The 25796-nt window shown below is 57.5% G+C and carries 18 protein-coding genes; 6 read left to right on the top strand and 12 right to left on the bottom strand.

What is annotated here, in order from left to right; all coding sequences use genetic code 11:
- Nucleotides 1-122 precede the first annotated feature (122 nt).
- The 3 genes from TU84_RS22680 to gnd are packed head-to-tail and all read right to left on the bottom strand — an operon-like array spanning nucleotide 123 to nucleotide 3438.
- Nucleotides 123-941 carry a Cof-type HAD-IIB family hydrolase gene (locus TU84_RS22680; protein WP_048373175.1) on the bottom strand — a complete coding sequence of 273 codons (819 nt, stop codon included), beginning with the start codon at nucleotides 939-941 and terminating at the stop codon, nucleotides 123-125.
- Complete coding sequence (gene zwf, locus TU84_RS22675) at nucleotides 938-2461, bottom strand: glucose-6-phosphate dehydrogenase (protein ID WP_048373173.1); 1524 nt, start codon at nucleotides 2459-2461, stop codon at nucleotides 938-940. The genes TU84_RS22680 and zwf overlap by 4 nt, the downstream gene beginning before the upstream one ends.
- Nucleotides 2458-3438, bottom strand: a complete 981-nt coding sequence (gene gnd, locus TU84_RS22670) for a phosphogluconate dehydrogenase (NAD(+)-dependent, decarboxylating) (RefSeq protein WP_048373167.1) — start codon at nucleotides 3436-3438, stop codon at nucleotides 2458-2460. Before gnd ends, zwf begins: the two co-directional genes overlap by 4 nt.
- Before the next feature lie 426 nt (nucleotides 3439-3864).
- On the opposite strand from gnd, the gene TU84_RS22665 reads away from it, so the two are divergent.
- Nucleotides 3865-5604: a phosphoethanolamine transferase CptA gene (locus tag TU84_RS22665; protein WP_048373165.1), complete on the top strand. Its 1740-nt coding sequence runs from the start codon at nucleotides 3865-3867 to the stop codon at nucleotides 5602-5604.
- A gap of 151 nt (nucleotides 5605-5755) precedes the next feature.
- On the opposite strand, the gene TU84_RS22660 is transcribed toward TU84_RS22665, so the two are convergent.
- The 7 genes from TU84_RS22660 to TU84_RS22625 all read right to left on the bottom strand — a co-directional run bounded on the left by TU84_RS22660 (nucleotide 5756) and on the right by TU84_RS22625 (nucleotide 16460).
- The gene (locus tag TU84_RS22660) at nucleotides 5756-6241 is read right to left on the bottom strand and encodes a GNAT family N-acetyltransferase (RefSeq protein WP_048373164.1); all 486 of its coding nucleotides are present in this window, start codon (nucleotides 6239-6241) and stop codon (nucleotides 5756-5758) included.
- 82 nt (nucleotides 6242-6323) lie between these two features.
- Complete coding sequence (locus TU84_RS22655; RefSeq protein ID WP_048373162.1) at nucleotides 6324-6653, bottom strand: ANTAR domain-containing protein; 330 nt, start codon at nucleotides 6651-6653, stop codon at nucleotides 6324-6326.
- A 112-nt stretch (nucleotides 6654-6765) separates the two neighbouring features.
- On the bottom strand, nucleotides 6766-10035 hold the full coding sequence (locus TU84_RS22650; protein ID WP_048373161.1) for a transporter substrate-binding domain-containing protein: 3270 nt from the start codon (nucleotides 10033-10035) through the stop codon (nucleotides 6766-6768).
- Nucleotides 10036-10662 (bottom strand): response regulator transcription factor, encoded by a 627-nt coding sequence (locus TU84_RS22645; RefSeq protein ID WP_048373160.1) that lies wholly within the window; start codon nucleotides 10660-10662, stop codon nucleotides 10036-10038.
- A 352-nt stretch (nucleotides 10663-11014) separates the two neighbouring features.
- Nucleotides 11015-13777 carry a magnesium-translocating P-type ATPase gene (gene mgtA, locus TU84_RS22640; RefSeq protein WP_048373159.1) on the bottom strand — a complete coding sequence of 921 codons (2763 nt, stop codon included), beginning with the start codon at nucleotides 13775-13777 and terminating at the stop codon, nucleotides 11015-11017.
- Between the two features lie 748 nt (nucleotides 13778-14525).
- Nucleotides 14526-15863, bottom strand: coding sequence for a lysine N(6)-hydroxylase/L-ornithine N(5)-oxygenase family protein (locus TU84_RS22630; RefSeq protein WP_048373156.1), 1338 nt, complete (start codon nucleotides 15861-15863; stop codon nucleotides 14526-14528).
- 117 nt (nucleotides 15864-15980) lie between these two features.
- Complete coding sequence (locus tag TU84_RS22625; protein ID WP_048373154.1) at nucleotides 15981-16460, bottom strand: sigma-70 family RNA polymerase sigma factor; 480 nt, start codon at nucleotides 16458-16460, stop codon at nucleotides 15981-15983.
- Between the two features lie 309 nt (nucleotides 16461-16769).
- Between TU84_RS22625 and TU84_RS22620 the strand changes: the two genes are divergently transcribed.
- Genes TU84_RS22620 through TU84_RS22610 form a run of 3 tightly spaced genes read left to right on the top strand, consistent with a single transcriptional unit; the run spans nucleotide 16770 to nucleotide 21315 of the window.
- A complete protein-coding gene (locus TU84_RS22620; RefSeq protein ID WP_048373152.1) occupies nucleotides 16770-17942 on the top strand; it encodes an efflux RND transporter periplasmic adaptor subunit in 1173 nt (390 codons plus the stop codon).
- Nucleotides 17943-19913, top strand: coding sequence for a MacB family efflux pump subunit (locus tag TU84_RS22615; protein WP_048373150.1), 1971 nt, complete (start codon nucleotides 17943-17945; stop codon nucleotides 19911-19913).
- Between the two features lie 7 nt (nucleotides 19914-19920).
- The gene (locus tag TU84_RS22610) at nucleotides 19921-21315 is read left to right on the top strand and encodes an efflux transporter outer membrane subunit (RefSeq protein WP_048373149.1); all 1395 of its coding nucleotides are present in this window, start codon (nucleotides 19921-19923) and stop codon (nucleotides 21313-21315) included.
- Nucleotides 21316-21377: 62 nt separating this feature from the next.
- Here the strand turns inward: TU84_RS22610 and pvdP are convergent, their stop codons facing one another.
- Nucleotides 21378-22997, bottom strand: a complete 1620-nt coding sequence (gene pvdP, locus TU84_RS22605; RefSeq protein WP_048373147.1) for a pyoverdine maturation tyrosinase PvdP — start codon at nucleotides 22995-22997, stop codon at nucleotides 21378-21380.
- A 191-nt stretch (nucleotides 22998-23188) separates the two neighbouring features.
- On the opposite strand from pvdP, the gene dkgB reads away from it, so the two are divergent.
- A complete protein-coding gene (gene dkgB, locus TU84_RS22600) occupies nucleotides 23189-23992 on the top strand; it encodes a 2,5-didehydrogluconate reductase DkgB (protein ID WP_048373145.1) in 804 nt (267 codons plus the stop codon).
- A gap of 44 nt (nucleotides 23993-24036) precedes the next feature.
- On the opposite strand, the gene zapE is transcribed toward dkgB, so the two are convergent.
- Nucleotides 24037-25155, bottom strand: a complete 1119-nt coding sequence (zapE, locus tag TU84_RS22595; RefSeq protein WP_048373142.1) for a cell division protein ZapE — start codon at nucleotides 25153-25155, stop codon at nucleotides 24037-24039.
- Between the two features lie 367 nt (nucleotides 25156-25522).
- Between zapE and TU84_RS22590 the strand changes: the two genes are divergently transcribed.
- Nucleotides 25523-25780 (top strand): DUF2790 domain-containing protein, encoded by a 258-nt coding sequence (locus TU84_RS22590; RefSeq protein ID WP_048373140.1) that lies wholly within the window; start codon nucleotides 25523-25525, stop codon nucleotides 25778-25780.
- The last annotated feature ends 16 nt before the right edge of the window (nucleotides 25781-25796 follow it).

The raw sequence follows: 25796 nt of genomic DNA, 5'->3' as shown, positions 1-25796 counted from the left end.
ACCTGAATCCTTTTTGGGGCGTTGTCGCCGGTCAATGAGCGAGCGACTATAACAAGCAGCGCGCCCCGAAAAAGACCGTGATTACGCCAAAAACCGGACAAAGTGGCGTCTTCGATCAGCCATCAAGGCTTCAGGACAAAACGCTCAAGTGCCTGCGCCACGCCATCGTCCTCGTTGCTTGCGGTGACATACATCGCCTGCTTGCGGATCGCCTCGTCTGCCTGGCCCATGGCAACCGACAGCCCGGCACGCTTGAACATAGCCGGGTCATTGCCGCCATCACCCAAGGCCATGGTGCGCTCCAGCGGCACCCCTAAACGCGCAGCCAAGGTGGCAAGCGCCTCGCCCTTGTTGGCATGCAAGGCTGTCATATCCAGATAAAACGCCTGCGAGCGGCTGGCCAGCGCCTCGTCACCCAATACACCTTGGAGCTGATGCTCAAGCTCAACCAACAACGGAGCATTACGACTGGCCGCGACAATTTTGTCGACCCGGTGCAAATAGTCGCCAAAGTCAGTGACCACCCGCGGAGCAAAGCCCAGCGCATTCTGCTCCTGCGCCACCATGGGGCCATCGGGGTCGCGCAACAACCATTGATCATCGGCAAACACCCAGACTTCAACGTCGTGGTCAGCCAGAACATTCAACGTCGTTTTCACTGCCTCATAGGGCACGGGATGCGTTTGCAGGTAACTGCCATCAGGGTTAACCAGCACCCCGCCGTTAAAGGCAGCCGTTGGCAACTCGATACCCAGCTGTTTGATCTGCTCACGCATGCCTCGCGGCGGTCGCCCAGTGGCCAGCGTGAAGTACACGCCCGCAGCCTGCAGCGCTTTTACCGCCGCCAACGTGCGCGGGCTGATGCTGTGATCGGACCTGAGCAAGGTGCCGTCCATGTCGCACAGCACCAACTGAATCGGCTCTTGCGTCGGCGTACTCATTCGATGTCCAGCCATACTCGGCCATCGCGGGCCAACAAATCCCTGGCGGCCTGCGGCCCGTCTTCACCGGCTTTATAGAAGTGCACGTCCGCCTGCTCGTGCCAGGCATCGAGAAAAGGCTGCACACCGCGCCAGCCGTTTTCGATGTTATCGGCCCGCTGAAACAAGGTTTGATCGCCAGTCAGGCAGTCATAAATCAAGGTCTCGTAGCCGGTAGACGGCTGCACCTCAAAGAAGTCCTTGTAGGCAAAACCCAGCTCAATATTGGCCATGTTCAGACCCGGACCAGGACGCTTGGCCTGCAAGTCAAACCACATGCCTTCATTGGGCTGGATGCGGATACGCAGATAGTTGGGCTTCAAGCGTTCCACTTCGGTATCGCGAAACTGTGCGTACGGCGCGGGTTTAAAGCAGATCGCAATTTCGGTGTCACGTACGCTCATGCGTTTGCCGGTGCGCAGGTAAAACGGCACGCCCACCCAACGCCAGTTGTCGATCATCACTTTGAGGGCGACAAAGGTCTCCGTCGCACTGTCTTCAGCCACGTTGTTTTCTTCACGATAACCGGGCACAGGCTTACCACCCGACTCGCCCGCCGTGTATTGACCACGCACCGAGTTTTTGCGCGCGTCATCAATCGACCACGGCCGAATCGCGCCAATCACTTTGGCCTTTTCGCCGCGCACTGCATCTGCGCCAAACGCCGCCGGTGGCTCCATCGCCACCATGGCCAACAACTGGAACAGGTGGTTAGGCAACATGTCGCGCAAGGCGCCGGTGTTTTCGTAAAAGCTGCCACGGGTCTCGACCCCGACCGTTTCAGCGGCCGTGATCTGCACGTGGTCGATGTAATGGTTGTTCCAGAACGACTCAAAAAGCCCGTTGGAAAAACGGCTGACCAAAATGTTCTGGACCGTTTCCTTGCCCAGATAATGGTCAATCCGGTAGATCTGCTTCTCGCTCATGACGCTCAACAGGCAAGCGTTCAGCGCTTGAGCCGTGTCGACATCCGAGCCAAAAGGTTTTTCAATCACTACCCGGCGAAAAGCCTCCGGGGTTTCTTTAAGCAGCCCGCTGGCACCCAGCCGCTGCACCACTTCGCTGAAAAAGCGCGGGGCAGTGGCCAGGTAAAACACCGCATTGCCCGTACCACTGGCGAAAATCTTCTGCTCCAGCGCTGCATAGGTGCTGTCGTCAAGGAAATCGCCCTGCACATAACTGATGTTTTTCGCCAAGCGGGCCCACAAGTCAGCATTCAAGCCCTGACCATCAGGATGGTTGACCTTGCTGGCGGCCTCCGTGCGAATGAAGTCCTCCAGTTTCTTGGCAAAGCCCTCATCACTGATCGCATTGTGGTCAACGCCCACAATGCGTAAGCCATCGTCCAGCAAACCGTCCCGAGTCAAGTTGTACAGCGCCGGCATTAACAAGCGCTTTACCAGATCACCATGGGCCCCAAACAGAAACAGTGTGGTTGGAGGCGCAGGTTTAACGTTGGATTTGCTGGACGGTTCGGTCATTTTTTAGGCGTCTCCACATGGCCGCCGAAACCAAAGCGCATGGCCGACAACAATTTGTCGCCATACAGGCTTTGCTGACGCGAGCTGTAACGGGCAAACAGGGCGTTGGACAGAACCGGCACCGGCGTCGACTGCTCCATGGCAGCCTCGATGGTCCAGCGGCCTTCACCGCTGTCAGCCACGGCGCCCGAGTAACCGTCCAGCGGTGCGTCAACGGCCAGGGCGTCGGCGGTCAGGTCCAGCAACCAGGACGACACCACACTGCCACGACGCCACACTTCAGCGATATCGCCCAGGTTCAGGTCAAAACGCTGGTCTTCAGGCAGGTTTTCGCCGCCTTTCATCTTCATCAGATTGAAGCCTTCGGCATACGCCTGCATCAAGCCGTACTCGATACCGTTGTGCACCATTTTCACGAAGTGCCCTGCACCCGCCGGGCCTGCGTGGATGTAACCGCGCTCGGCGCGATCGTCATCAGACACGCGATCCTTGGTCCGTGGAATATCGCCCAGGCCCGGGGCCAGCGCCGCAAACAGTGGGTCCAGGTGTTTAACCACTTGCGTGTCACCGCCGATCATCATGCAGTAACCGCGTTCCAGGCCCCAGACGCCGCCCGAAGTACCGACGTCGACATAACGAATGCCTTTTTCAGCCAGCGCTTTGGAGCGACGAATATCGTCTTTATAGAAGGTGTTACCGCCATCGATGATGATGTCATCGGCGTCGAGCAGTTGGCTCAGGGTATCGATCGTGTCTTCTGTCGGCGCGCCAGACGGCAGCATGACCCACACAGCGCGAGGCTTGGCCAGGCCAGCCACCAGCGCGGGCAGGTCAGCAACGCCAGTGGCGCCGTCTTGTTCCAGAGCACTGACGAAATCGGTATTGCGGTCAAAAACCACGGTGGTATGCCCATTGAGCATCAGACGCCGTGCGATGTTCCCGCCCATACGGCCCAATCCAATAATTCCCAACTGCATGTACTGTTGCTCCCAACGGCAAATAAATAGGTGTACAGCACCTTAGTTCAGCAATGCTTAAGGTGCTCGGCTAAGGATTAGTCCTATCGCATGGCGCATAGTTTCGCACAAGCAGCGGGGCAGATTCCCGATTGAATCCACTCAGCGGACGGATGAACGGCGATCTGCACAAAAAAACACTAAAAACCCCTCCCTAACGTGTAGGCGCGAGCTCGTCTCGTGAGCTTTTAAAGATCAAAAGATCGCGAGGCAAGCTCGCTCCTACGGCCATCACCCCTCTTGAGGTTTCATCTCCCGCACAAAGTTTTCACATGACTTTTGTGACAATTGATCACTTTGTGGCTGTTTTATTTTCAGACAGCCCGCACGCGTTGTGCCGGGTCATCCGGCGTCGACCATTCAAGCTGTATTGCGCTGGAGTGTTGTATGGGGTTGTTTAAACGCAGTAATGCATCTGCGAACGGGTTCGATTGGGCTGGTTTAGGCTGGTTGTTTCTATTCTTCTGGTACTTTTCCGGCATCACTCAACTGTTGATACAGCTCACCGGTACTTCGGGCTTTTCAGGCTTTCGCCAGGCATTCGTGATGAGCGCCCTGTGGTTGGCGCCGATGCTGATGTTCCCCGCCCGCACCAGGATCATGGCCGCGGTGATCGGCGTGGTGCTGTGGGCCTGCTCCATGGCCAGCCTTGGCTATTTCTTTATCTACCAGCAAGAGTTCTCGCAAAGCGTCATCTTCATCATGTTCGAGTCGAACACCTCTGAAGCCGGCGAGTACATGACGCAATACTTTGCCTGGTGGATGGTGCTGGCCTTCCTGGCACACACCGCGTTCGCGGTTTTCCTCTGGACACGTCTGCGCCCTGTGTACCTGCCCCGCGCCCAAGCCTGGGCCGCAGCCTTGGCGATCGTGCTCGCAGTGGTCGGCTACCCGCTGATCAAACAGACGCTTAAACACGACACCTTCGCCTCAGCCCTCGAAAGCTTTGAAAGCCGCGTAGAACCCGCCGTGCCATGGCAAATGGTGGTCGCTTATCGTCGTTATCTGCAACAACTGGACAGCATGCAGGGCATGCTCGCCAGCGCCAGCAAAATCCCGCCGCTCACCAACCTCACAGACGAAGAAGCAGGCCAACCGACCACGCTGGTTCTGGTCATCGGTGAATCCACCAACCGCCAGCGCATGAGCCTGTACGGTTACCCTCGCGAAACCACGCCCAACCTGGACAAATTGCGCGACCAGTTGGCGATCTTTGACAACGTCGTCACGCCACGCCCTTACACCATCGAAGCCCTGCAACAAGTGCTGACCTTCGCCGACGAAGAAAACCCGGACTTGTACCTCAGCACCCCGTCGCTGGTCAGCGTGATGAAACAAGCGGGTTACAAAACCTTCTGGATCACCAACCAGCAGACCATGACCAAACGCAACACCATGCTCACCACCTTCTCCGAGCAGGCCGACCAGCAGGTGTACCTCAATAACAACCGCAACCAGAACGCCCGCCAATATGACGGCGATGTCCTTGAGCCTTTTAACAAGATCCTGGCCGACAGCGCACCGCGCAAACTCATCGTGATTCACTTGCTCGGCACTCACATGAGTTATCAGTACCGCTACCCACCGACCTTCGACAAATTCACCGACCGTACCGGTGCGCCTGCCGGGTTGAGTGATGACCAGATCCCCACCTACAACAGCTATGACAATGCGGTGCTGTATAACGACTTCGTGGTGTCGAGCCTGATCAAGGACTTCGCCAAAACCGATCCGAACGGCTTTTTGCTGTATTTGTCCGACCACGGTGAAGACGTGTTCGACTCTGTGGGCCACAACACGTTGGGACGCAACGAGGCCAAGCCAACCGCGCCGATGTACACCATCCCCTTTTTGGCCTGGGCCTCACCCAAATGGCGTGAAGACCACACCTGGGATTTCGCCGGTGATCTGGAGCGCCCTTACAGCAGCTCACAGTTCATCCACACCTGGGCGGATCTTGCCGGGTTAAGCGCTAAAGAGCTGGATGACAAGAAGAGCCTGGTCAGCGACGAGTTTGTCGTACGCCCGCAATTGATAGGCGACCCCTACTCTCGCCCGCAAAAAGCCCTGATTGATTTCAGTCTGATCAAGCCCAAAGCGGCGCCGGTGCAAAGCGCGGTCAATTAATAGATGCTACTCAAAGTGGGAGCGGGCTTGCTCGCTATGGTCGTTAACAATGACGCGTATTAACTGAGTAAATCAGGTGCTCTGAAGACCATCGCGAGCAAGCCCGCTCCCACAGGCGCAAAATATCGCTCAAAAGAACAGCATCGCGCTGTTACAGCGGCTTGTTCCAAAACAGCATACGCCCGTGGGCCGGGTCCAGTTGCCCTGCGCTAAACCCGAATTTGCGGTAAGAACCCTGAGCCACAGGGTTGCCCTCGAGAACTTCGAGGGTGATTTTGCAGCAGCCGCGCTCCCGCGCAATGGCCTCGACCTTGTCCAGCATTTTTTGGCTCAGGCCCAAGCCACGGTAGGTATCGACCACTGACACGTCGTGCACGTTGACCAGCGGCTTCCCGGCAAACGTCGAAAAACCTTCAAAACAGTTAACCAGCCCGGCGGCCTGGCTATCCACAAAAGCCAGCACGCTGAATGCATGTGCACGCTTGGCCAACTCGCCCGGCAGTTGTTCCAGCACCTGGGCTGATAACGCCTCGCCACCACCCATCGGGTCCTGCGCGTAGTGGTTCAAAACATCTCGCAGTGCTTGAGCATGAACCGGGTCCGTATAGTTTGCTTGTACGATTACCACTTGCGACATCGCGCATCTTCCCCAAGGTCTGATTTTATTTTGATAGCCTGCGACCTTAGCGTGCCAGCAGTGACGCAAACAAGTATTCGTCTCAAGGGCGCTTTGGCGGGTCAATGCTCTGCATCAGTTCAACAATATTCGCGGCCAGCGCGTCGGCATCCTGATAAATGCGGATATGCCGAAACTGCGCGTTGTCGCGGTGGTATTGCGCTGCATCGACAGCCGGACCACCGGCCATTTTCTGGCTGATCAAAAGCAAGTCGAACTCACCAGGTTTGGCGTCGCGAAGCCCTTTTAGCGCATCAACTGCGCGCAGAGGGGCGACCCGGTGGTATCCCGCCAGATTGAGCGCCCTGTCTATTTTTAACGCCTGCTCGGTATCGGAGTCAGCGATCAATATTCGTAAAGACTTATTCGGCATAGTGCTTTAACCGTCGTCACACGTCGTTGCGTTGAATGTTTAAACAAAACAGCCCGGTTCAACGATTAATAGGTGGCGTGCCCTGTTTTTCAAGGCACCGCTTGTCTGCGGATCACTGCGTTCCCTGATGCTGCATATGCTCCTCCAGTGCCTGGGCAAAGCGCTCCATCTCTGCATGCAACGCATCCACACACGGAAGGATTAACGGCGGATCGCCCAATGCGCACGCGGCCTCAAGTTGCTCGCAACAACGCATCAAGCCTTTGGCCTGGACCAGGGCAACGCCGCCTTTGATCTTGTGCGCCAGCGCAGCCAGCCCTTCAAAATCATCGCTGACAAAAAGCTGCATCAACTGCGCAAGATCCTCATCGGTGCTGACGGCCATATCCGTCAGCAACTGATGCACCAGCGCGTCATCGCACTGAGCCAATTGTTGGAGGTAGGCCAAGTCAATTTCATCGCTGCCCTCGGCAAGAGGTTCGGCGTAAGACACGCTTTCAAGGCCAGGAGTTCCGGCGGCCAGGCACAGACTCAAGTCCTGCAGGCTGATCGGCTTGAACAGACACTGATCCATCCCTGCTTGCCGACAACGTTCAATTTCTTCTGGCTGGGCATTGGCTGTCAGGCCCAAAACAAGGCATGGATCAATCGCCCGCACGGCCTCATCGCTGCGTATGGCGCGGGCCAAATCGTAGCCATTCATGACCGGCATGTTGCAATCGGTAATAACCACGTTAAACCTGCCCGCGCGCCACGCCGCCAGGCCTTGGGCACCGTTCTCGGCATCAATGACGCGGTGCCCCAGGTAACTCAATTGTTGAGCCAGCAGCACCCGGTTGGCCGGGTAGTCGTCCACCACCAGAATGCTCATCGAGCCCGGCGAGGCCACCCCTTCTACCTCGTCATCGGCCAGCCCGGCATCGGGTTCAAGGCGCGTCACGTTGAGGCTGATATCAACGTGGGTGCCTGTGCCCGGCTCACTGCTCATCTGAATCGTCCCGCCCATCATTTCGCAGAGCGTGCGGCAAATCACCAGCCCCAGCCCTGAGCCACTGCGCGCCGATTGATGATTGTTGCTGGCCTGAACAAACGGGCTAAACAGTCGACGCAGATCCTCCTCGCCAATGCCTGCTCCGGTGTCATCAACCCGTATACCAATCGCTACCTGCGACCCGTCAGGGTGAGGCTGCAAGGTCAACGTCAGGCGGACTTCACCCTGCTCGGTAAACTTGATGGCATTGCTCAGCACATTGGAAACAATCTGTTTAAAGCGCATTGGGTCGATCAACACGTCGATATCCGCCGCCGATATAGCGGGTTCATACACTAGGCTCAGATGTTTCTGCCGGGCCAAACCATCAAACATACGCACGACCGACATCACCAACGCCTGCACATTGGCGCGCTTGGGGCTCAATGACAGATGCCCGGACTCAATGCGGGCGATGTCCAGAATATCGCCGATCAACTCCAGCAATTCGCGAGCAGCCCCCGACGCCACTTCAATGGCCAGCCGGTCCATCACGCCCTGATCAGCTTTTTTCATCGCCAGCTCAAGCATGCCGATCACCGCATTCATGGGCGTGCGGATTTCATGGCTCATGGTGGCTAAAAACGTGGTTTTGGCGCGGTTCGCCTCATCGGCCTGTTGCTTGGCAATTTGCACTTGCTCCAGCAATTGCTGGCGCCTGGCGACACTGCGACGCAAATAGGCAATCCAGCCAAACGCGAGCAACAGCAGCACTGCCGCAATGGCAAAGCCCTGGAGAATCGCAGCCCGATTACGCAACCAATAACTTTCGCTCTCCGGCGAGTCGTCGCGCCAGCGATTGGTCAGCACGCTCATGTCTTCAGGAGAAATACTCAGCAACGCCTTGTCCAGAATCCCATGCAGTTCAGGTGCATCGCGCGCGGTGGCAAAACCGATCTGTGCGGGCTGAGTGCCCACCGTACTGGTGATGTGCAACTGCCCGTTAAAACGCCGCGAAATCATGTAGCGCGCACTGATCAATGCGTTGATGGCGCCATCCGCCTTGCCTGCAACCACCATCGCCATGGCATCGGCAGCGTTGTCTGCCTCCAGCAATTGGATGCGGGGGTAGTGCCGCAATACAAACTCGCGCAACACATTGCCTCGCACCAGTACCAGGCGTTGCCCCGCCATCTCATCCAGCGTGTCAGGGCTCTCAAGTCGGGTAGAGGTCACCAGCACAAACGGCGTGGTCAGATAAGGCCGGGTAAACAGCAACTGCGCTTCGCGATAGACGCTAGGGGTGAAGGCGCCGATAACATCGGCTTTGCCGCTGCTGACTAGACTGATCAGGTCCTGCACCGAGTGGCCTTTAACCACCTCGAACTCAATGCCGGTGCGCGCGCTGATATTAAACAGCACATCGGCACTGACGCCTTTAAACACACCCTGCTCGTCAATAAACGACAGCGGCAAGTATTGATCATTGATCGCCACCCGCAGACGCGGATGCGCATCCAGCCAACGCTGTTCACTGGCGGTCAGGTTCAGCCGCGAATGGCTACTCACTTGCGGCCCTTCCGAACTCCAGCGGCGCAGAATCGTCATCCGCTCACTGGCCGGAATCGCCGCCAGCCCTGCATTGACTATACGCAGCAACCGGGCGTTATCGCGCGCCAGTGCAAACGCAAAAGGGCTGACATCGATGCGCGAGAAGTCGGCCAATTGCACATTGTTGAGGTAGTTCTTATTGATCAGGTAGTTGGCGCTGATGAAGTCCCCCAGGTAAGCATCAGCCTGACCAAACGCCACAGCGCCAATAGCACTCAGTGTTGAGGGATAAAGCTGCAACTCGGCCTTGGGGTAAAACGCCCGGACTTCTTGCGGCGGCAAATAGTGATCTAGCATGGCCAAGCGCTTGCCTGCCAGATCAGCCGGCATCACCGGTTGGTTAGCGCTGCGCGTTACCAGCGTGGGCGAGTCGTCGGCATAGGCCTGGCTCAGCACCAGTGCGCGATCTTGCGCTTCAAAGCCGTTGGCGCTGCTCAGCAAGTCCAGCTCGCCGCGCTTGAGCGCGTTTATCGCCAGCGCCCTTGAGGCATACCGTTTAACGTCAACATTAACGTGCAACAACTCGGACAGTAGCTGCATGTAATCCGCCGTCAGCCCTTCAAAGTCCTGATCATTACCGGTCATGTCAAAGGGTGCGTAATCCGGTGCCGAAATGCCCAGCCGCAAGGTGTCGTGCTGTTTAAGCCATTGCCAGTCGGGCGCCTCAAGCACCACGCTGTAGGCTTCAACATTTGAGCGGCCCAACAACTGCAACGACTGCACCGTCGGCTGCGCCAGTGCGTAAGGCCATCCCAGAACCAGCGACACGATCAACAGCCCGTGCCGCACAAAAAGCTTCATTTAAATCAAGCCATTACGTTTGGCAAACTCTGCCAGATAAACAACTGACTTCATGTTTAACTTTTCAATTAACCGTGCCTTATAGGTACTGATTGTCTTGCTGCTCAGGGTCATATCCAGTGCAATTTGTTTATTACTGATACCTCGAGCAAGTTGCTGCAAAATAGTTAACTCGCGGGCCGATAAACTTTCAATCAACTCGATGTCCGTCAATGTTGCATCACTGTTTCGAACCGAACTGATCGCCAAGTTAGGGAAAAACGTATAACCGTCCATGATCGTTCTGACCGCCCGTTGCAACTCACTGAGCTCCTGATTTTTTGTCACGAACCCTGCTGCACCGGCCTTCATGCATCGCTGCGAATAAAACAGCGCCGCTTGGGAGGTCAGCACCAAAATCCGGCAGCTCAGCCCTGAGGCCTTGATCCGGCTGATCACCTCCAGACCGTCCAGACCCGGCATGGTGATGTCCAGTACCACCAGATCGACCGCATGCTGGCGCGCCAACTGCACCGTATCAATTCCGTTAGTCGCTTCGGCCACGACGGTGTAACCCTGATTCTCCAACAGCAGTCGCACAGCCGTGCGAATCAAGGAGTGATCATCGGCAATCAAGACTTTATACATTTGACCCCCTGCCAAAAACTGCCAATAACAGGACGTGGGCGGCTTTATCTATTTTTTTGAATAGATAACTCCGTAACTTCCTCATGATTAACATGCTTATGAATACAAGGGAAAGTATAGGATATTTCCTACAAACCTCCCGTGCGTCCTCACCGCTACTTGAACGCAACATCGCGATACCCGATTGAAATCAAGCCGCGAATAATCGCCATTCGGGTGCAACTTACGAGAAGGGAAAGTACCACACTGGATGTAGGAAATTTCTTAAATGATGGGGCGCGCCCGAGATTAAATGCCTCCAAGGGGCATGGGCTGCGATCGTTACATGCCGCAGCCCACGCTTTGAAAGTCCTTATTGCCAGCCAAACTTACGGATATAAAAGCCCTTAACCGCTTGAGTCAGCGCCATGTACGCCAGCAAAATCACCGGCAGGAAAATGAAGTACAGCGGTGGCAGCGCCTCCAGTTTGAAGTAGCTGGCCAGCGGCCCCATCGGCAGGAAAATACCGATGGCCATGATCACCCCGGTCATCACCATCAACGGCGTCGCTGCACGGCTTTGCAGGAACGGAATTTTCGGTGTGCGGATCATGTGCACAATCAGGGTTTGCGTCAGCAGCCCGACCACGAACCAGCCCGACTGGAACAGGGTTTGATGCTCAGGGGTATTGGCCTTGAACACGTACCACATCAGGGCGAAGGTCAGCACGTCAAACACCGAGCTGATGGGCCCGAAGAACAGCATGAAACGTCCGACATCCGCTGGCTGCCAGCGTTGTGGTTTTTTCAGCATTTCGTCATCGACGTTATCAAATGGAATCGCGATCTGAGACACGTCGTACAGCAGGTTTTGTACCAGCAGGTGCATCGGCAACATCGGCAGAAACGGAATGAACGCACTGGCGACCAACACCGAGAACACGTTACCGAAGTTCGAGCTGGCGGTCATTTTGATGTACTTGAGCATGTTGGCGAAGGTGCGACGGCCTTCCAGCACGCCCTCCTCCAGCACCATCAGGCTTTTTTCCAACAGAATGATGTCGGCCGCTTCTTTGGCGATGTCTACCGCGCTGTCCACTGAAATCCCGATGTCAGCAGTGCGCAACGCCGGGGCGTCGTTGATCCCGTCGCCCATAAAGCCCACCACATGGCCGTTAGCCTTGAGCAAACGGACAATGCGTTCCTTGTGAGTGGGTGTCAGCTTGGCAAAGACGTTAGTGGTCTCGACCGCAACCGCCAGCTCGGCGTCAGTCATGCGCTCAATGTCATTGCCCATCAGCAAGCCTTGTTGCTCAAGGCCCACTTCGCGGCAAATTTTGGCCGTCACCAGTTCGTTGTCACCGGTCAGCACTTTGACCGCTACACCATGCTCGGCCAGCGCTTTGAGCGCAGGCGCAGTGCTTTCTTTGGGCGGGTCCAAGAACGCAACATAACCGATCAGCGTCAGTTCCTGCTCATCTGCCAGGCTGTAGGTGTCACGGCCCGCAGCCATCGAACGCGCAGCCACCGCGACCACGCGCAAACCTTCCTCGTTGAAGGCCGCCGTTACCTGGCGAATACGCGCCAGCAACTCGTCGCTGAGGGCTTCCTCCTGATCGCCGTGGCGAACGGTCTTGCACACCGACAGCACTTCTTCGACAGCGCCTTTGCAGATCAACTGGTGCGGCTGATCCTGCTCGGCGACTACCACCGACATACGGCGGCGGGTGAAGTCGAACGGAATCTCGTCAACCTTGTTGAACGCTGTGCCCACGTTCAATTCGCGGTGCACTTCCACATGCTCCAGCACCGCCACGTCCAGCAGGTTTTTCAGGCCGGTCTGGTAGTAACTGTTCAGGTAGGCCATTTCCAGCACGTCGTCAGACTCTTCACCCCACACATCCACATGGCGCGCCAGGAAGATTTTGTCCTGGGTCAGAGTCCCGGTTTTATCGGTACACAGCACGTCCATCGCACCAAAGTTCTGGATAGCGTCCAGACGTTTAACGATGACTTTTTTGCGCGACAGAAACACCGCGCCCTTGGCCAGGGTCGAGGTCACGATCATCGGCAGCATTTCAGGGGTCAGGCCCACCGCCACCGACAGCGCGAACAGCAACGCTTCAGTCCAGTCACCTTTGGTAAAACCATTGATGAACAGCACCAACGGCGCCATCACAAACATAAAGCGGATCAACAACCAGCTGACTTTGTTAACCCCGGTCTGAAAAGAAGTCGGTCCACGATCGGTGGCCCCGACACGCTGGGCCAGCGCACCAAAGTAAGTGTTATTACCAGTGGTCAGGACCACAGCGGAGGCGGCACCGGACACCACGTTGGTGCCCATGAACAAAATATTTTCCAGCTCCAGCGGGTTGATGGTCTGGCTGTCAGAGTGATGCGCAAACTTCTCCACCGGCATCGACTCACCGGTCATGGCCGCTTGGCTGACAAACAAATCCTTGGCGCTCAATACCCGGCAATCGGCCGGGATCATGTCCCCTGCCGACAACACGATCAGGTCACCCGGAACCAATTGTTTGATCGGCAACTCAATGCGTTGCGCACCTTTAATTAGCTGGGCTGCACCATAGAACTTGCCAAACATCGGTGACGCTTCTGCGCTGAAGTCCCGGCGCATGACCGTGGCGGTGTTACTCACCATCGCCTTGAGAGCGTCGGCTGCTTTGTTCGAACGGGCTTCTTGCCAAAAACGCAGCAGGGTAGACAGCACCACCATGGTGCTGATGACCACTGCCGCCTGAACGTCGTCGGTGGCCAGCGAGACCGCCGCGAGCAAGGTCAGCAGCAAGTTGAACGGGTTTTTGTAGCAGTGCCACAGGTGCACCCAGCGGCTGAGGGGCTGCTCGTGTTCAATCTCGTTGAGGCCGTGGCGGTCACGCAGTGTCTGTGCTTCAGCTTCACTCAAGCCATCGGTATGGGTGCCGAGCTTGTCGATCAACGCCGCACTTTCGGTGTTGGCCGAAGCCACCAGGGTTTGTGCCAGGGTAGGCGGTACTTCACGGCTGACCGTGGTGTTGGTCAGGCTGTCGAGCAATGCCAGACGGCGAAAATGCCGTCCAATGTGGCGAGTGCGTAGAAAGCCTGCGAAGAACTCTTTCAGGGTGTGTTTCATGGTGCTACTCCTGCGCTGCCTGCGTAGTCACCCTGTTCAGCGTGATTACCCAAGCAGCCTTAAACTCGAACCGTCATTCATTTTTTAGTCTCGGTCAGCGGGCCTGATGCCCGCCGTCAATTATTGGCGTACACGCAACCAGGTAAGGCTGGACGATGCTGGCGACGGCGAACGGGCGTAAAAAAGTGCGTCATGGTGCTTCCCCTAACGGTCAACGCAGCCTTGAAGCAGGCACAGCCGAACGTGCGCCCCGTGCCGAAGGCACGCGCGAACGTCGTGTTGCACTGCGCAACACGTTTCAGTGTCTGGGAGAGGGCTTCGGGTTCGGGGTCACAACCCCGTTCAGGATGCCGCTGCTCGCTGGTCAGCAAGCAACGACAGGGGAATCTGCGCGTTAGCTTGCCGAGAATGTGCCGGTCTTCAAAACCGGCCGACTACTGTCACTCGAACTGTTACCCACTTAGGATCTGCGCTCTTGATGAAAACGTGGAAAGCTTACTCCCGGCATTTCGCAGAGTAAACCGCAGGAAAGCTTGCGTTTTATGAATCAGATTTATCTTCAGGAAGGGTTCAGTTTGCGCGCACCTACATCTCTGCGTAGTCGTTGACGAGCACCGCGAGGCTACGTCCGGCTGCATAGCAGTCGTAAATCAGGTAACCGCAGTCTTTCAGTAAAGACACAGGTTCGGGATTCACGATCGCTGCGCCATCGGACGTAGCCTCGCGCTGCGAGTCAACGACTACATGGTTATATCGCCGCCGCCAACACCCGCTCATCCGTCAGGCTGCCCTGCTTGTGATGTTGGTCATGGGCGTACAACGAAGCACAAATTTCTTGCGCGCGAATCGGCAATACCGACAACAGGGTGTCACTCAAACCATGGCTGGCCTGGCAAAAACCCTGCATGTAGATCCCGGCCTTGCAGCGTTTGTCCGTGACGATCCGGTAGTCACGATCCACCTCAAAATCACCTAGGTATTGCGCCAGCGGCGCCAATAAATGACGGTGCATTTGCCGCTCATAGCCGGTGGCCAGAATCACTGCATCGTAGTGCTGCTCGCTGACTTCACCGCTGGCGCTGTTGCGCAGAACCAACTTGACGCCCTGCTCGTCTGAGGTTGCACTTTCAATGCTGGTCAGGCTGCGGAACACATGGCGGGCAATACCGGACACTTTCTGACGATAAAAAATGCCGTAGATGCGCTCGATCAAGTCGATGTCCACCACCGAATAGTTGGTGCTCTGATATTCAGTGATCAACCGCTCGCGTTCGGCAGTGCCCTGCTGATACACCAGATCGGTGAACTCCGGCGAAAACACTTCGTTGACGAACGGGCTGTCGTCCGCCGGTTTCAACGCCGAACCGCGTAACACCCAATCCACCTGCGCCGACGGGTAGCTGTCGTTCAGGTCGATAAACGCTTCGGCAGCACTCTGCCCGCCCCCAATGATTGCAATGCGCATCGGCTGGCCATTAACGCAGGGCTGGCGGCTCATGCGCTCAAGGTACTGCGAGTGATGAAACACCCGCGCATCATCTTTCAACGCCTTGAAGGCGGCCGGAATGCGCGGCGTGCCCCCGGCGCTGACAACCACTGAACGCGTCGTGCGCACATGGTGCTGGCCCTGGCTATCGCGGGAGATAACCCGCAGCGCCTCAACCTGCTGCTGGTGCAGCACCGGCTCGATGGCCAGCACTTCTTCGCCATACCGGCTTTGCGCTTCAAAGTGTGAAGCCACCCAACGCAAGTAGTCGTTGAACTCCATCCGGCAAGGATAGAAGGTCCCAAGGTTGATGAAATCAACCAGACGATCGTGGGCTTTAAGGTAATTGACGAACGAATAAGGGCTGGTGGGATTGCGCAGCGTCACCAGATCCTTGAGGAAGGAAATCTGCAACTCACTCTGGGTCACTAACGTATTGCCGTGCCAGCGGTAGTCCGCCTGCTTGTCTAAAAACAGCACATCCAAGGGACCGTGCACCTGCCCGCTCTCTTCCAGGGCGATGGCCAGGGCCAGATTGGAAGGCCCGAAACCGATGCCGATCAGATCATGAACGACGGCCGAAGCGATTGCCTGTGTCATTTCCAGTGTCCTCTGGATTGCCCCTCAACAGAGGGATTAAAAAACCCGTAACCCGACTGTTCTGTGACAGATCAGCAGGTCGTCTGTTGAGTAGGGACGAGGACACGGAAAAAAAATTTAAGACTTGTCCCACTGCCGAATTCGAATCCGGCAATGCTTCATGGCATTTACGATGTGCTTCTCGACCACGCTGCGCGACACGCCCAGGCGTTCGGCAATTTCAACGTGGGACAAGCCTTCCAGCTTTCGCAGCAAAAAGCTCTCACGGCACGCCGCCGGCAATTCCGAGAGCGCCTGCTGGATCTGTTGCAGGCGCTGATTCTGGTCCATCAGCAGCTGTGGCGACGGGCTGAAAAAACGCTCTTCGCTGTCCAGCACCTCCAGCGGTTCAGACTGGCGCAAGGCGCTGCGGCGGTGACCGTCGATCACCAGATTAAGCGCGGTGCGATACAAAAACGCCCGTGGCTGTTCAATCGGCTCATCGCTGGTGCGCTCCAGCACCCGTACATAAGCGTCATGCACCACATCTTCTGCCGCTTGAGCGTTGCCCAATCTGGCACTCAAAAAGCTCACCAGTTCGCGATAGTAGTTTTCCAACAGGACTCCCGGCCGCAGCAGCGCGGCAACATTCCATGAGCGCAGAAACAGACCGAATGAGTAAGCGGCATGATGATGGCACTTTTGCGACCGTAATTTATAGTAATTCTCATATAGATTTAAGGCCTGTTGAAAAAACAGCCTCGAAATATTTAGTCACAGACACAGGATTAAACGCCTAAATATCTAGCTAAATCCTTCGTTTACTCAACAGCTCCCCGTGTTTGTCGATTGCTCGACAGCGATTGCCCCGGGCTTTTTGTGCCAGTGCAACGAAGACGGGCCGATCCCCATTGGCCGGAACCCTGAATGAAACGCCCTCGACAGACCCGCCGTGCGCTCTTTGTTGCCCTGTTTTTACTGCTGGTTGCCGCATTGGCGGCATGGCCCTTTTTGACCACTGGCCGCGACGCTTATGACACCGTGCCCATCACCCGCGGCGACATTGAAAGCAGCGTGACAGCGCTGGGCACACTGCAACCCCGACAATATGTAGACGTGGGCGCGCAGGCTTCCGGGCAAATCAGGACGATTCACGTTGAGGTCGGTGACGAGGTTAAAGAAGGCCAATTGCTGGTCGAAATTGACCCGTCCACTCAAAAAGCCAAGCTCGACGCCAGCCGCTATGCCGTTGAAAACCTCACGGCCCAGCTCCAGGAACAACGCGCTTTGCACGACCTGGCCAAACAGAAATACCAGCGCCAGCAAAACCTCGCCAAAGGCGGCGCTACCCGCGAAGAAGACATTCAGTCAGCACAGGCTGAAGTGCGAACCACCCAGGCCCGAATTGACATGTTCCAGGCGCAAATCCGCCAAGCCCAGGCCAGCCTGCGCAGCGATGAAGCCGAGCTGGGTTACACGCGCATCTACGCGCCCATGACGGGGACCGTGGTCGCCCTTGATGCGCGTGAAGGCCAGACCCTCAATGCACAACAGCAAACCCCGTTGATCCTGCGCATCGCCAAACTCTCACCGATGACCGTATGGGCCGAAGTCTCTGAGGCCGATATCGGCCACGTCAAAGCGGGCATGCCGGCTTACTTCACCACCTTGAGTGGCGGTAATCGGCGCTGGAACAGCACCGTGCGGCAGATTCTTCCGGTCCCGCCCAAACCTCTAAATGAAGCCAGCCAGGGTGGCGGCAGCCCGGCCAGCTCGGGCAAAAGCGGCAGCGCGCGAGTGGTGCTGTACACCGTGCTGCTGGATGTCGACAACAGCGACCAGGCGTTGATGGCAGAAATGACCACGCAAGTGTTCTTCGTTGCTGATCAAGCCAAAGACGTGTTGCTGGCCCCGATTGTCGCGCTGCAAGGCAGCACCGAGGGTAATCGGCAGAGCGCAAACGTGGTGAGCAAAAACGGCAAGATCGAACACCGCGACATTCGTACCGGCATCAGCGACCGCCTGCGCGTGCAAGTGCTCGAAGGGTTAAACGAGGGCGATCACTTGCTGATCGGCCCGGCCACCGGCAACGGAGGCTAAATGCGCACTCCCCTGATTGAACTGCAAGACATCCGCAAGGTCTACGCCGGTATCGACACGCCCGAAGTTCACGTGCTCAAAGGCGTCAGCCTGTCGATTCACGCTGGTGAATTCGTCGCCATTGTCGGCGCGTCGGGCTCGGGCAAATCCACCTTGATGAACATCCTTGGCTGCCTCGACCGGCCCACCTCAGGGCGCTACCTGTTTGCCGGCGAAGACGTTGCCCACCTCGCCAGCGATGAGCTCGCCTGGCTGCGCCGCGAGGCGTTCGGCTTTGTCTTTCAGGGCTACCATTTGATCCCCTCGGCATCGGCCCAGGAAAACGTCGAAATGCCCGCCATTTACGCCGGCACTCCAGCGGCCGAGCGGCATGCCCGCGCCGCCGCCCTGCTCGACCGCTTGGGCCTTGGCACGCGCACCGGCAACCGTCCGCATCAACTGTCGGGCGGTCAGCAACAACGCGTATCGATTGCCCGCGCGTTGATGAACGGCGGGCACATCATCCTGGCCGACGAACCCACCGGTGCGCTCGACAGCCACAGCGGCGCAGAAGTCATGGCGCTGCTCGATGAGCTGGCCAGCCAGGGCCATGTGGTGATCCTGATTACCCACGACCGCGAGGTCGCGGCGCGGGCCAATCGGATCATTGAGGTGCGCGACGGCGAGATCATCAGCGACTGCGCCAATGGTGCCACAGCGCCTACCAGCGAAAACCCCAAGGCACTGCAAGCAATTGACCTGCGTCAGCGCCTGAATGAGGGCAGTGAAGCCCGCGGCGCCTGGAAAGGCGAATTGGTCGACGCCCTGCACGCGGCCTGGCGAGTCATGTGGATCAACCGCTTTCGCACCGCCCTGACCTTGCTCGGCATCGTCATCGGCGTGGCATCGGTGGTGGTGATGCTGGCTGTCGGCGAAGGCAGCAAACGCCAGGTCATGGCCGAAATGGGTGCGTTTGGCTCCAACATCATCTACCTCAGCGGCATGTCACCCCGGCCCCGGGCGCCGCTAGGAATTGTCACGCTCAATGACGTGGCCGCGCTGTCGACCTTGCCTCAAGTAAAGATGATCATGCCCATCAACGGCGCCGAGATCGGCGTGCGCTATGGCAACGTCGACCACACGATGTACACCGGCGGCAACGGCATCGACTTCCCGGCCATTTTCAACTGGCCGGTGGTGCAAGGCAGCTTCTTCAGCCAGGCCGATGAAGACGCCGCAGCCGCCGTGGCGGTGATCGGCAAAAAGGTCCGCGACAAAGTCCTCAAGGACGTGCCCAACCCCATCGGGCAATACATCCTGCTGGAGAACGTGCCGTTTCGCGTGGTCGGAATCCTCGCTGAAAAAGGCGCCAGCTCAGCAGACTCAGACAGTGACTCCCGCATCGTGGTGCCCTACTCCGCCGCCAGCGTGCGTTTGTTCGGTACGCACAATCCGGAATACGTGGTGATTGCCGCCGCCGATGCGAGCAAGGTCAAACAGACCGAAAAATCCATCGAACAATTGATGCTCAAGCTCCACCACGGCAAGCGCGATTTCGAGATCACCAACAACGCCGCGATGATCCAGGCCGAAGCCAAAACCCGCAACACGCTGTCGTTGATGCTCGGCTCGATTGCCGCCATTTCGCTGTTGGTCGGCGGCATCGGGGTGATGAACATCATGCTGATGACCGTGCGTGAGCGCACCCGTGAGATTGGCATTCGCATGGCAACCGGTGCCCGCCAGCGTGACATTCTGCGCCAGTTCCTGACCGAAGCCCTGATGCTGTCGGTGGTCGGCGGCCTGGCGGGCATCACCCTGGCCTTTATCATCGGCGGGGTTTTGCTGCTGTGCGATGTGGCCGTGGCATTTTCTATGGTTGCGGTCTTCGGCGCGTTTGCCTGTGCGCTGGTGACCGGCGTTATTTTCGGTTTTATGCCCGCCCGCAAAGCTGCCCGGCTTGACCCGGTCACGGCCCTTACCAGTGAATGATCTATTGATGAAGCCGTCTTTGAGTCTGTTGACCACGTGCCTGTTGCTGGCCGCATGCAGCCAAACCCCGCCGCACGACGAGCACCCGGTGCAACTGCCCCCGACCTGGCAATCGCCCCACACGCAGGCCAGCCAACTGAGCAGCCAGCAATGGTGGAGTCATTTTCGCAGCCCGGCCCTGGACCGTCTGATCGCTCAAGCCCGGGTTGGCAGTTACGACCTGGCTGCTGCCATTGCCCGCGTCCAGCAAGCCCGTGCCACAGCCGTTATTGCTGGCGCTCCGCTGCTGCCCGAAGTGAAGTTTGCCAGCAGCGCCAACCGTGAAAAACTGCTGCGCGGCAAGGGCTACAGCCAATTGGACGCCACCGACAACAACAAGGCAGTCGACTACTTTGACGCCAACCTGACGGCCAGCTACGAAGTGGACTTTTGGGGTGGCAAAGCCGCAGCCCGTGACAGCGCTCTGCACACACTCAATGCCAGCGAGTTTGACCAGGCCACCGTCGAGCTGACCTTGCTCAGCGGCGTCGCCAGCAGCTACGTACAAACCCTGGCCTTTGACGAGCAACTGCGCATTGCGCGGCTCAACCTGACCAACGCCCAAAGCGTCTTGCACGTGGTCCAGACCCGCTATGACGCAGGCTCTGCCACGGCCTTTGAGCTGGCTCAGCAAAAAAGCCTGGTGGCCGCTCAACAACGGCAATTGCCACTGATGGCGCAACAGGCCCAGGAAGCCCGTATTACCCTCGCAGTCTTGTTGGGCGAACCCGTGCAACGCCTCACTTTGGGCGACACGGCATTTGCCCAATTGCAGTGGCCAGACATCGGCAGCGGGCTGCCCAGCGCACTGCTGAGCCGACGCCCCGACATTGCCAGCGCCGAAGCCAAACTGGCTGCGGCCTCAGCCGATATCACCGTCGCACGTGCGGCCATGCTGCCCAGTCTGACCTTGAGCGCGACATTGGGCTCAGGCGCGGACCGCTTTGGCGACATGTTGCGCAGCCCTTTCTACAACCTGACGGCCGGGTTGGCCGCACCGATCTTCAACAACGGCCGCCTTAGCGCAGAGCGCGACAAAACCGTGGCGCGCCAGCAAGAGCTGTTGCAAACCTATCGCGCGAGCATCATCAGCGCCTTTGCCGACGTTGAAAAAGCCCTCAACAGCGCCAGTGGCCTGGACCAGCAACGGCAATGGCAAGACGAAGAACTGCAACAGGCGCAACAGGCCTTCGACATTGCCCAAAGCCGCTACAAAGCCGGCGCCGAAGTCATGCTGACCGTACTGGAAACCCAACGCACGCTGTATCAGGCACAAGACCAGCACGTGCAACTGCGCATGGCTCGCTTGCAAGCCAGCATCGCGTTATACAAAGCGTTGGGCGGGGGCTGGCAGGTGCAATAACAACCAAAAGATCGCGATGTAGGAGCGAGCTTGCCTCGCGATCTTTTGATCTTCCCTGGGGCTCACACGGGTTTAACCACCAAATGCCGCGCATACCACGGCCGACGCGGTACCCGGCGCAGCAAGTCGCCAATTTTCTTGTCATCGCCAAAGGTAATGCGCAGCGCGAGCTTCATGGTTTCCGGGTCCATCTCGACGCTTTTGCCCACACTTAACCCCGGTGTGGTGCTGCAACCGTGGGTGTCCGGGCCTAACCACGGGTCATCGATTTCAACCCAGCGCCCCGGCGCAAACCACGGCACACCGTTGACCTCCAGGCGCGTCAACTCGCCGGGATGAAACCGTTCGTGGGCACGAAACCAGTCCTCCAGACGATCATCGATCCAGCCATGAAACCGCCAGAACACCGGGTTGATATGAGACGAAAACGGGTCGCCCAGAAAATCGTTCTCCGCCACGTACCAACGTGCCGCGAAGTCTGCCGGATCCCGCGCCAAGGGCACCGGCGCGCCGTTGGACGGGTCACGTGGTACTGATGCCCAGCGCATGTGCAACCAGTCATGCAGGCCCAGCTCTACCTCAGAGCCGAATTGGCCCAGGGTCAGTGTCGACAGGTAGCGCGGGTCCCGATATCGCGACTCCCAGACTTCGAAGTTGCTGTGATACGTCTCGGCCTGTTTGATATCACTCAGCCATTGGGTATAGGTGTCATCGCCTTCTGCCAGCCAGGCCGGCGGCAAGGCGCTGCCATCATGGTTGTCGAAATAACGGGCAAATCCGGCCCGGTCGCGTTCAAGCTCGGGCTGCGGCATCGGGAACGAAGGCCACGACGGCAAGTCCTGCATCGAGCGTGCAGCCATCAGCATGTGCCGGTGCATGAAAAAAAAGTCGACGCCCGACCCGTTACGGTCTTTACGAGGGCCACGCGCATCGCGCTCCCTGTCACGCTGACCGGGCTGCCAGCCAATACCGCGCAGCGCATTGCGCTTGTCCTCGGACAGCTCATGCCAAGTATCACGCGAGGCATGCCACAGCTGGTGGAACAAGCGGTGCTCAGGCGATACCAGCCAGTCCAGCAATGTGGGGTTGAGCGGGATACGTTGCCGGGCCTCGGGAAAGGTGCGCTTGAGCGCGACAAAACGGTTGTCTTGCTCGGGCAACGCCAGTGCTCGGTCCAGACGCTGCACACGGCCACTCAGGGTGCCACTGCCAGCGTTGCCGAACATGCCCCAGACCTCATCAAGACTGAAACTGAACTCGTAATCTGGCTGACCGTTGGCGGCGGCGCTGCGGGTCAGGCGCCAGTACATGTGCTTGGGGTCCGGCTCAACCAGATCAGCCAAAATGCGATAGCGCGGCGTTTGCTCACTGTGCAGCACCTGTGCTGTGTCCAGATAACCGCGCACCCCACGCCCACGCGGCGCAATATCCAGCCACACTTCAAGGTCATCCGCAGGCAAACCGTCCAGCCCGGCATCACGGCCAGTGAAACGGATCGTCCACAACCCACGCAATTGATCGGCGATCTGCTGGCCCGCCGTGTCTGCCAAATCGACAGTTGCTTCACCGGGCGTAATCGGCTCATCGACCCGGGTCAGCTCGCGATGCCCAAAATACACCGCAGGCGCTGCTGCGCCGGTGATCGCCAAACCAGCGATAAACCATCGTCGAGAAATCGTCATTGCACTACCTGTCCAAGCCTGAATGCAGGCGTTATCCAAGCTAGAACGTTTGCTCAACGATGAAATTTAACTCGCACGGGGATCATTCATTCATGCCTTGCGGTCAAGATTGCTTTGCGTGGGCTATGGTTTTTCCCACCGCTCAAGCCGTAGATACTCACCCCATTCTTACGACCACCCAGGAGTTATCCATGACAGTCCCAGCATTCGGCCTCGGCACCTTCCGCCTCAAGGGCCAAGTGGTTATTGATTCGGTTACCAACGCCCTTGAACTGGGCTACCGGGCAATCGACACGGCGCAAATTTATGAGAACGAAGCCGACGTCGGCCAGGCCATTGCCAGCAGCGGCGTTGCGCGTGGTGAGCTGTATATCACCAGCAAAATCTGGGTCAGCAACTTCACTAAAGACAAGTTGATTCCAAGCCTCGAAGAGAGCCTGAAAAAACTGCGCACCGATCACCTGGACCTGACGCTGATTCACTGGCCTTCACCCAAGCATGAAGTACCGGTCGCAGAATTTATGGGTGCACTGCTACAAGCCAAGAAACAAGGTCTGACCAAGGCCATCGGCGTGTCCAACTTCACCATCGCGCTGATGAAAGAAGCGATTGCCGCGGTGGGTGCCGAGAACATCGCCACCAATCAGATCGAACTGCATCCCTACTTGCAGAACCGCAAAGTGGTGGAGTTCGCACAAAGCCACGGGATCCATATCACCTCATACATGACCCTGGCCTACGGCGAAGTGCTGAAAGATCCGGTGATTGTCGACATTGCCAAACGCCACAACGCCACCCCGGCACAAGTGACCCTGGCGTGGGCGATGCAACTGGGTTATTCGGTAATCCCGTCGTCAACCAAGCGCGCCAACCTTGAGAGCAACCTCAAGGCACAATCGCTCAAGCTGACCGCAGAAGACATGGCGCAGATTGCCCAGCTGGATCGCGGGCATCGCCTGACCAATCCGCAAAGCGTGGCGCCTGAGTGGGATTAAACGCTAAACACCTGTAGCCGCTGCCGCAGGCTGCGGCTACAGGGTCAATGCACACCAAAGCGCTGCAATTGCATTTCTTGCAAGCGGCTCAAGGTCCGGCGGAAAGCGAACTCCAGGTAGCCCTGGGTATACAACTGGTCCATCGGCACCTGCGCCTCAATACACAGCGGTACTTTGCGGTCGTAGCATTCGTCGACCAGCGCAATAAATCGCCGCACGCTGTCGTCATAGATCGACAACTGCGGCAGATCGCGATCACCCGCCTCGACCTTCACCGGTCCATCTTCCGTACCACGGGCGATCTTGCCCTCGCGTTGCTCGGCACTCAGGCAAGGCACGTCGCTGAGCAAAATCACCGTGTATTGATCACAGATCTGCATAAATTCCGTGGCCGCCAACGGTTGCTCGCACAACTCATGAAAGCTGCACCACAACACCCCCGCACCGGCTCGCACAACGTTCAGCGAGCGATGACCTACAGCAATCGGAGCATCCGAAGTTTCCTTACCTTGTGTCAGCTCCGTGAACACCTGCCCGATCACACTCGGCTGATCTGCTGCTTTCACCCAATAACGATGCTGCGCAATGCCGGGATGCAGGCGATGGTCTTCAGCGCCGTCCACCGAGACGACGTCCATGTGCTTGAGAATGGCGGTGATCGCGGGGGCAAAACGCTCTTTGTTGTGGCCGTGGCTATACAACTGTTCCGGTGGCAAGTTCGAGGTGCACACCAGCACCACGCCCTCGTCGAACATCACTTGAAACAACCGCCCAAGAATGATCGCGTCGCCAATGTCATTAACGAACAACTCGTCAAAACACAGCACTTTTAGTTCTTTGCCCAAGTCCTTGGCGATGATCTTGAGCGGGTCAGCGACGCCGGTTAGCTGAAACAGCCGTTGATGCACCCATTGCATAAAGTGATGGAAATGCTGACGCCGCGCCGGGACGCGCAAGCTTTCGTAGAACTGATCCATGAGCCAGGTCTTACCTCGCCCGACCGGCCCCCACAGGTACACGCCTTTGACCGAACGAGCCCCTGAGTGCAAGGCCTCGTGAGAGCGCTGCAACACCTGCACCGCCTGCCATTGCGCAGGATCCTGGACAAAACCTTGCTGTTCAACGGCCCGTTGCCAGGCACTGAGGGGGGACTCGACATTCATTGTTGGGTTTGGCTCCTGAATCAGACGCGGCAGTATGCCAGCGGTTTTTGTCCGACAGGCACTTAAACGATTAATTGCTGAACCAACCCTGCGTAGGAGCGAGCTTGCCTCGCGATCTTTTAATCGTTGAAAAGATCGCGAGGCAAGCTCGCTCCTACAGGATTGTTACCGATCCTGCATAAGTGCATGGCAGCATTCGGTCTTTAACCTGCCCGGCAAAACCTTATGATTGAACCACCCCCTAGAAACAACATTGAAACAGGGCACGGTACTTCGTGGCAGACACACACTCAGTGGTCTGGCAACTTCTACCGCCATCCGGCACTTGAAGTCAGTTAGTCGTGATTGTTTTAAGGTCTTATTGAAAATGAAACGTTTGATTGCACTTGCTCTGATGGGTCTGTCTACTTTGGCGATGGCAGACGACCTTAAAGTTGCACAAGCCCAACCTGCCGTTGAGCAATACACTTACGCCACCGACCTGGACATCGCCAAAGTCATTAATGTGTCGCCTGTCGCCGATGTGTGTGGAGTGGTTCCGGCAAAAATGACGTACGAAGACCATCAAGGTCAGCGTCACATCATCGAATACCGCGTCATGGGTAACGGTTGCACCAACGGCTAACACCCGCAGCAACCTA

Origin of the sequence: Pseudomonas helleri (assembly GCF_001043025.1) — a bacterium.
Lineage (GTDB): Bacteria > Pseudomonadota > Gammaproteobacteria > Pseudomonadales > Pseudomonadaceae > Aquipseudomonas > Aquipseudomonas helleri.
This window is presented reverse-complemented; position numbering and strand designations above follow the sequence as displayed.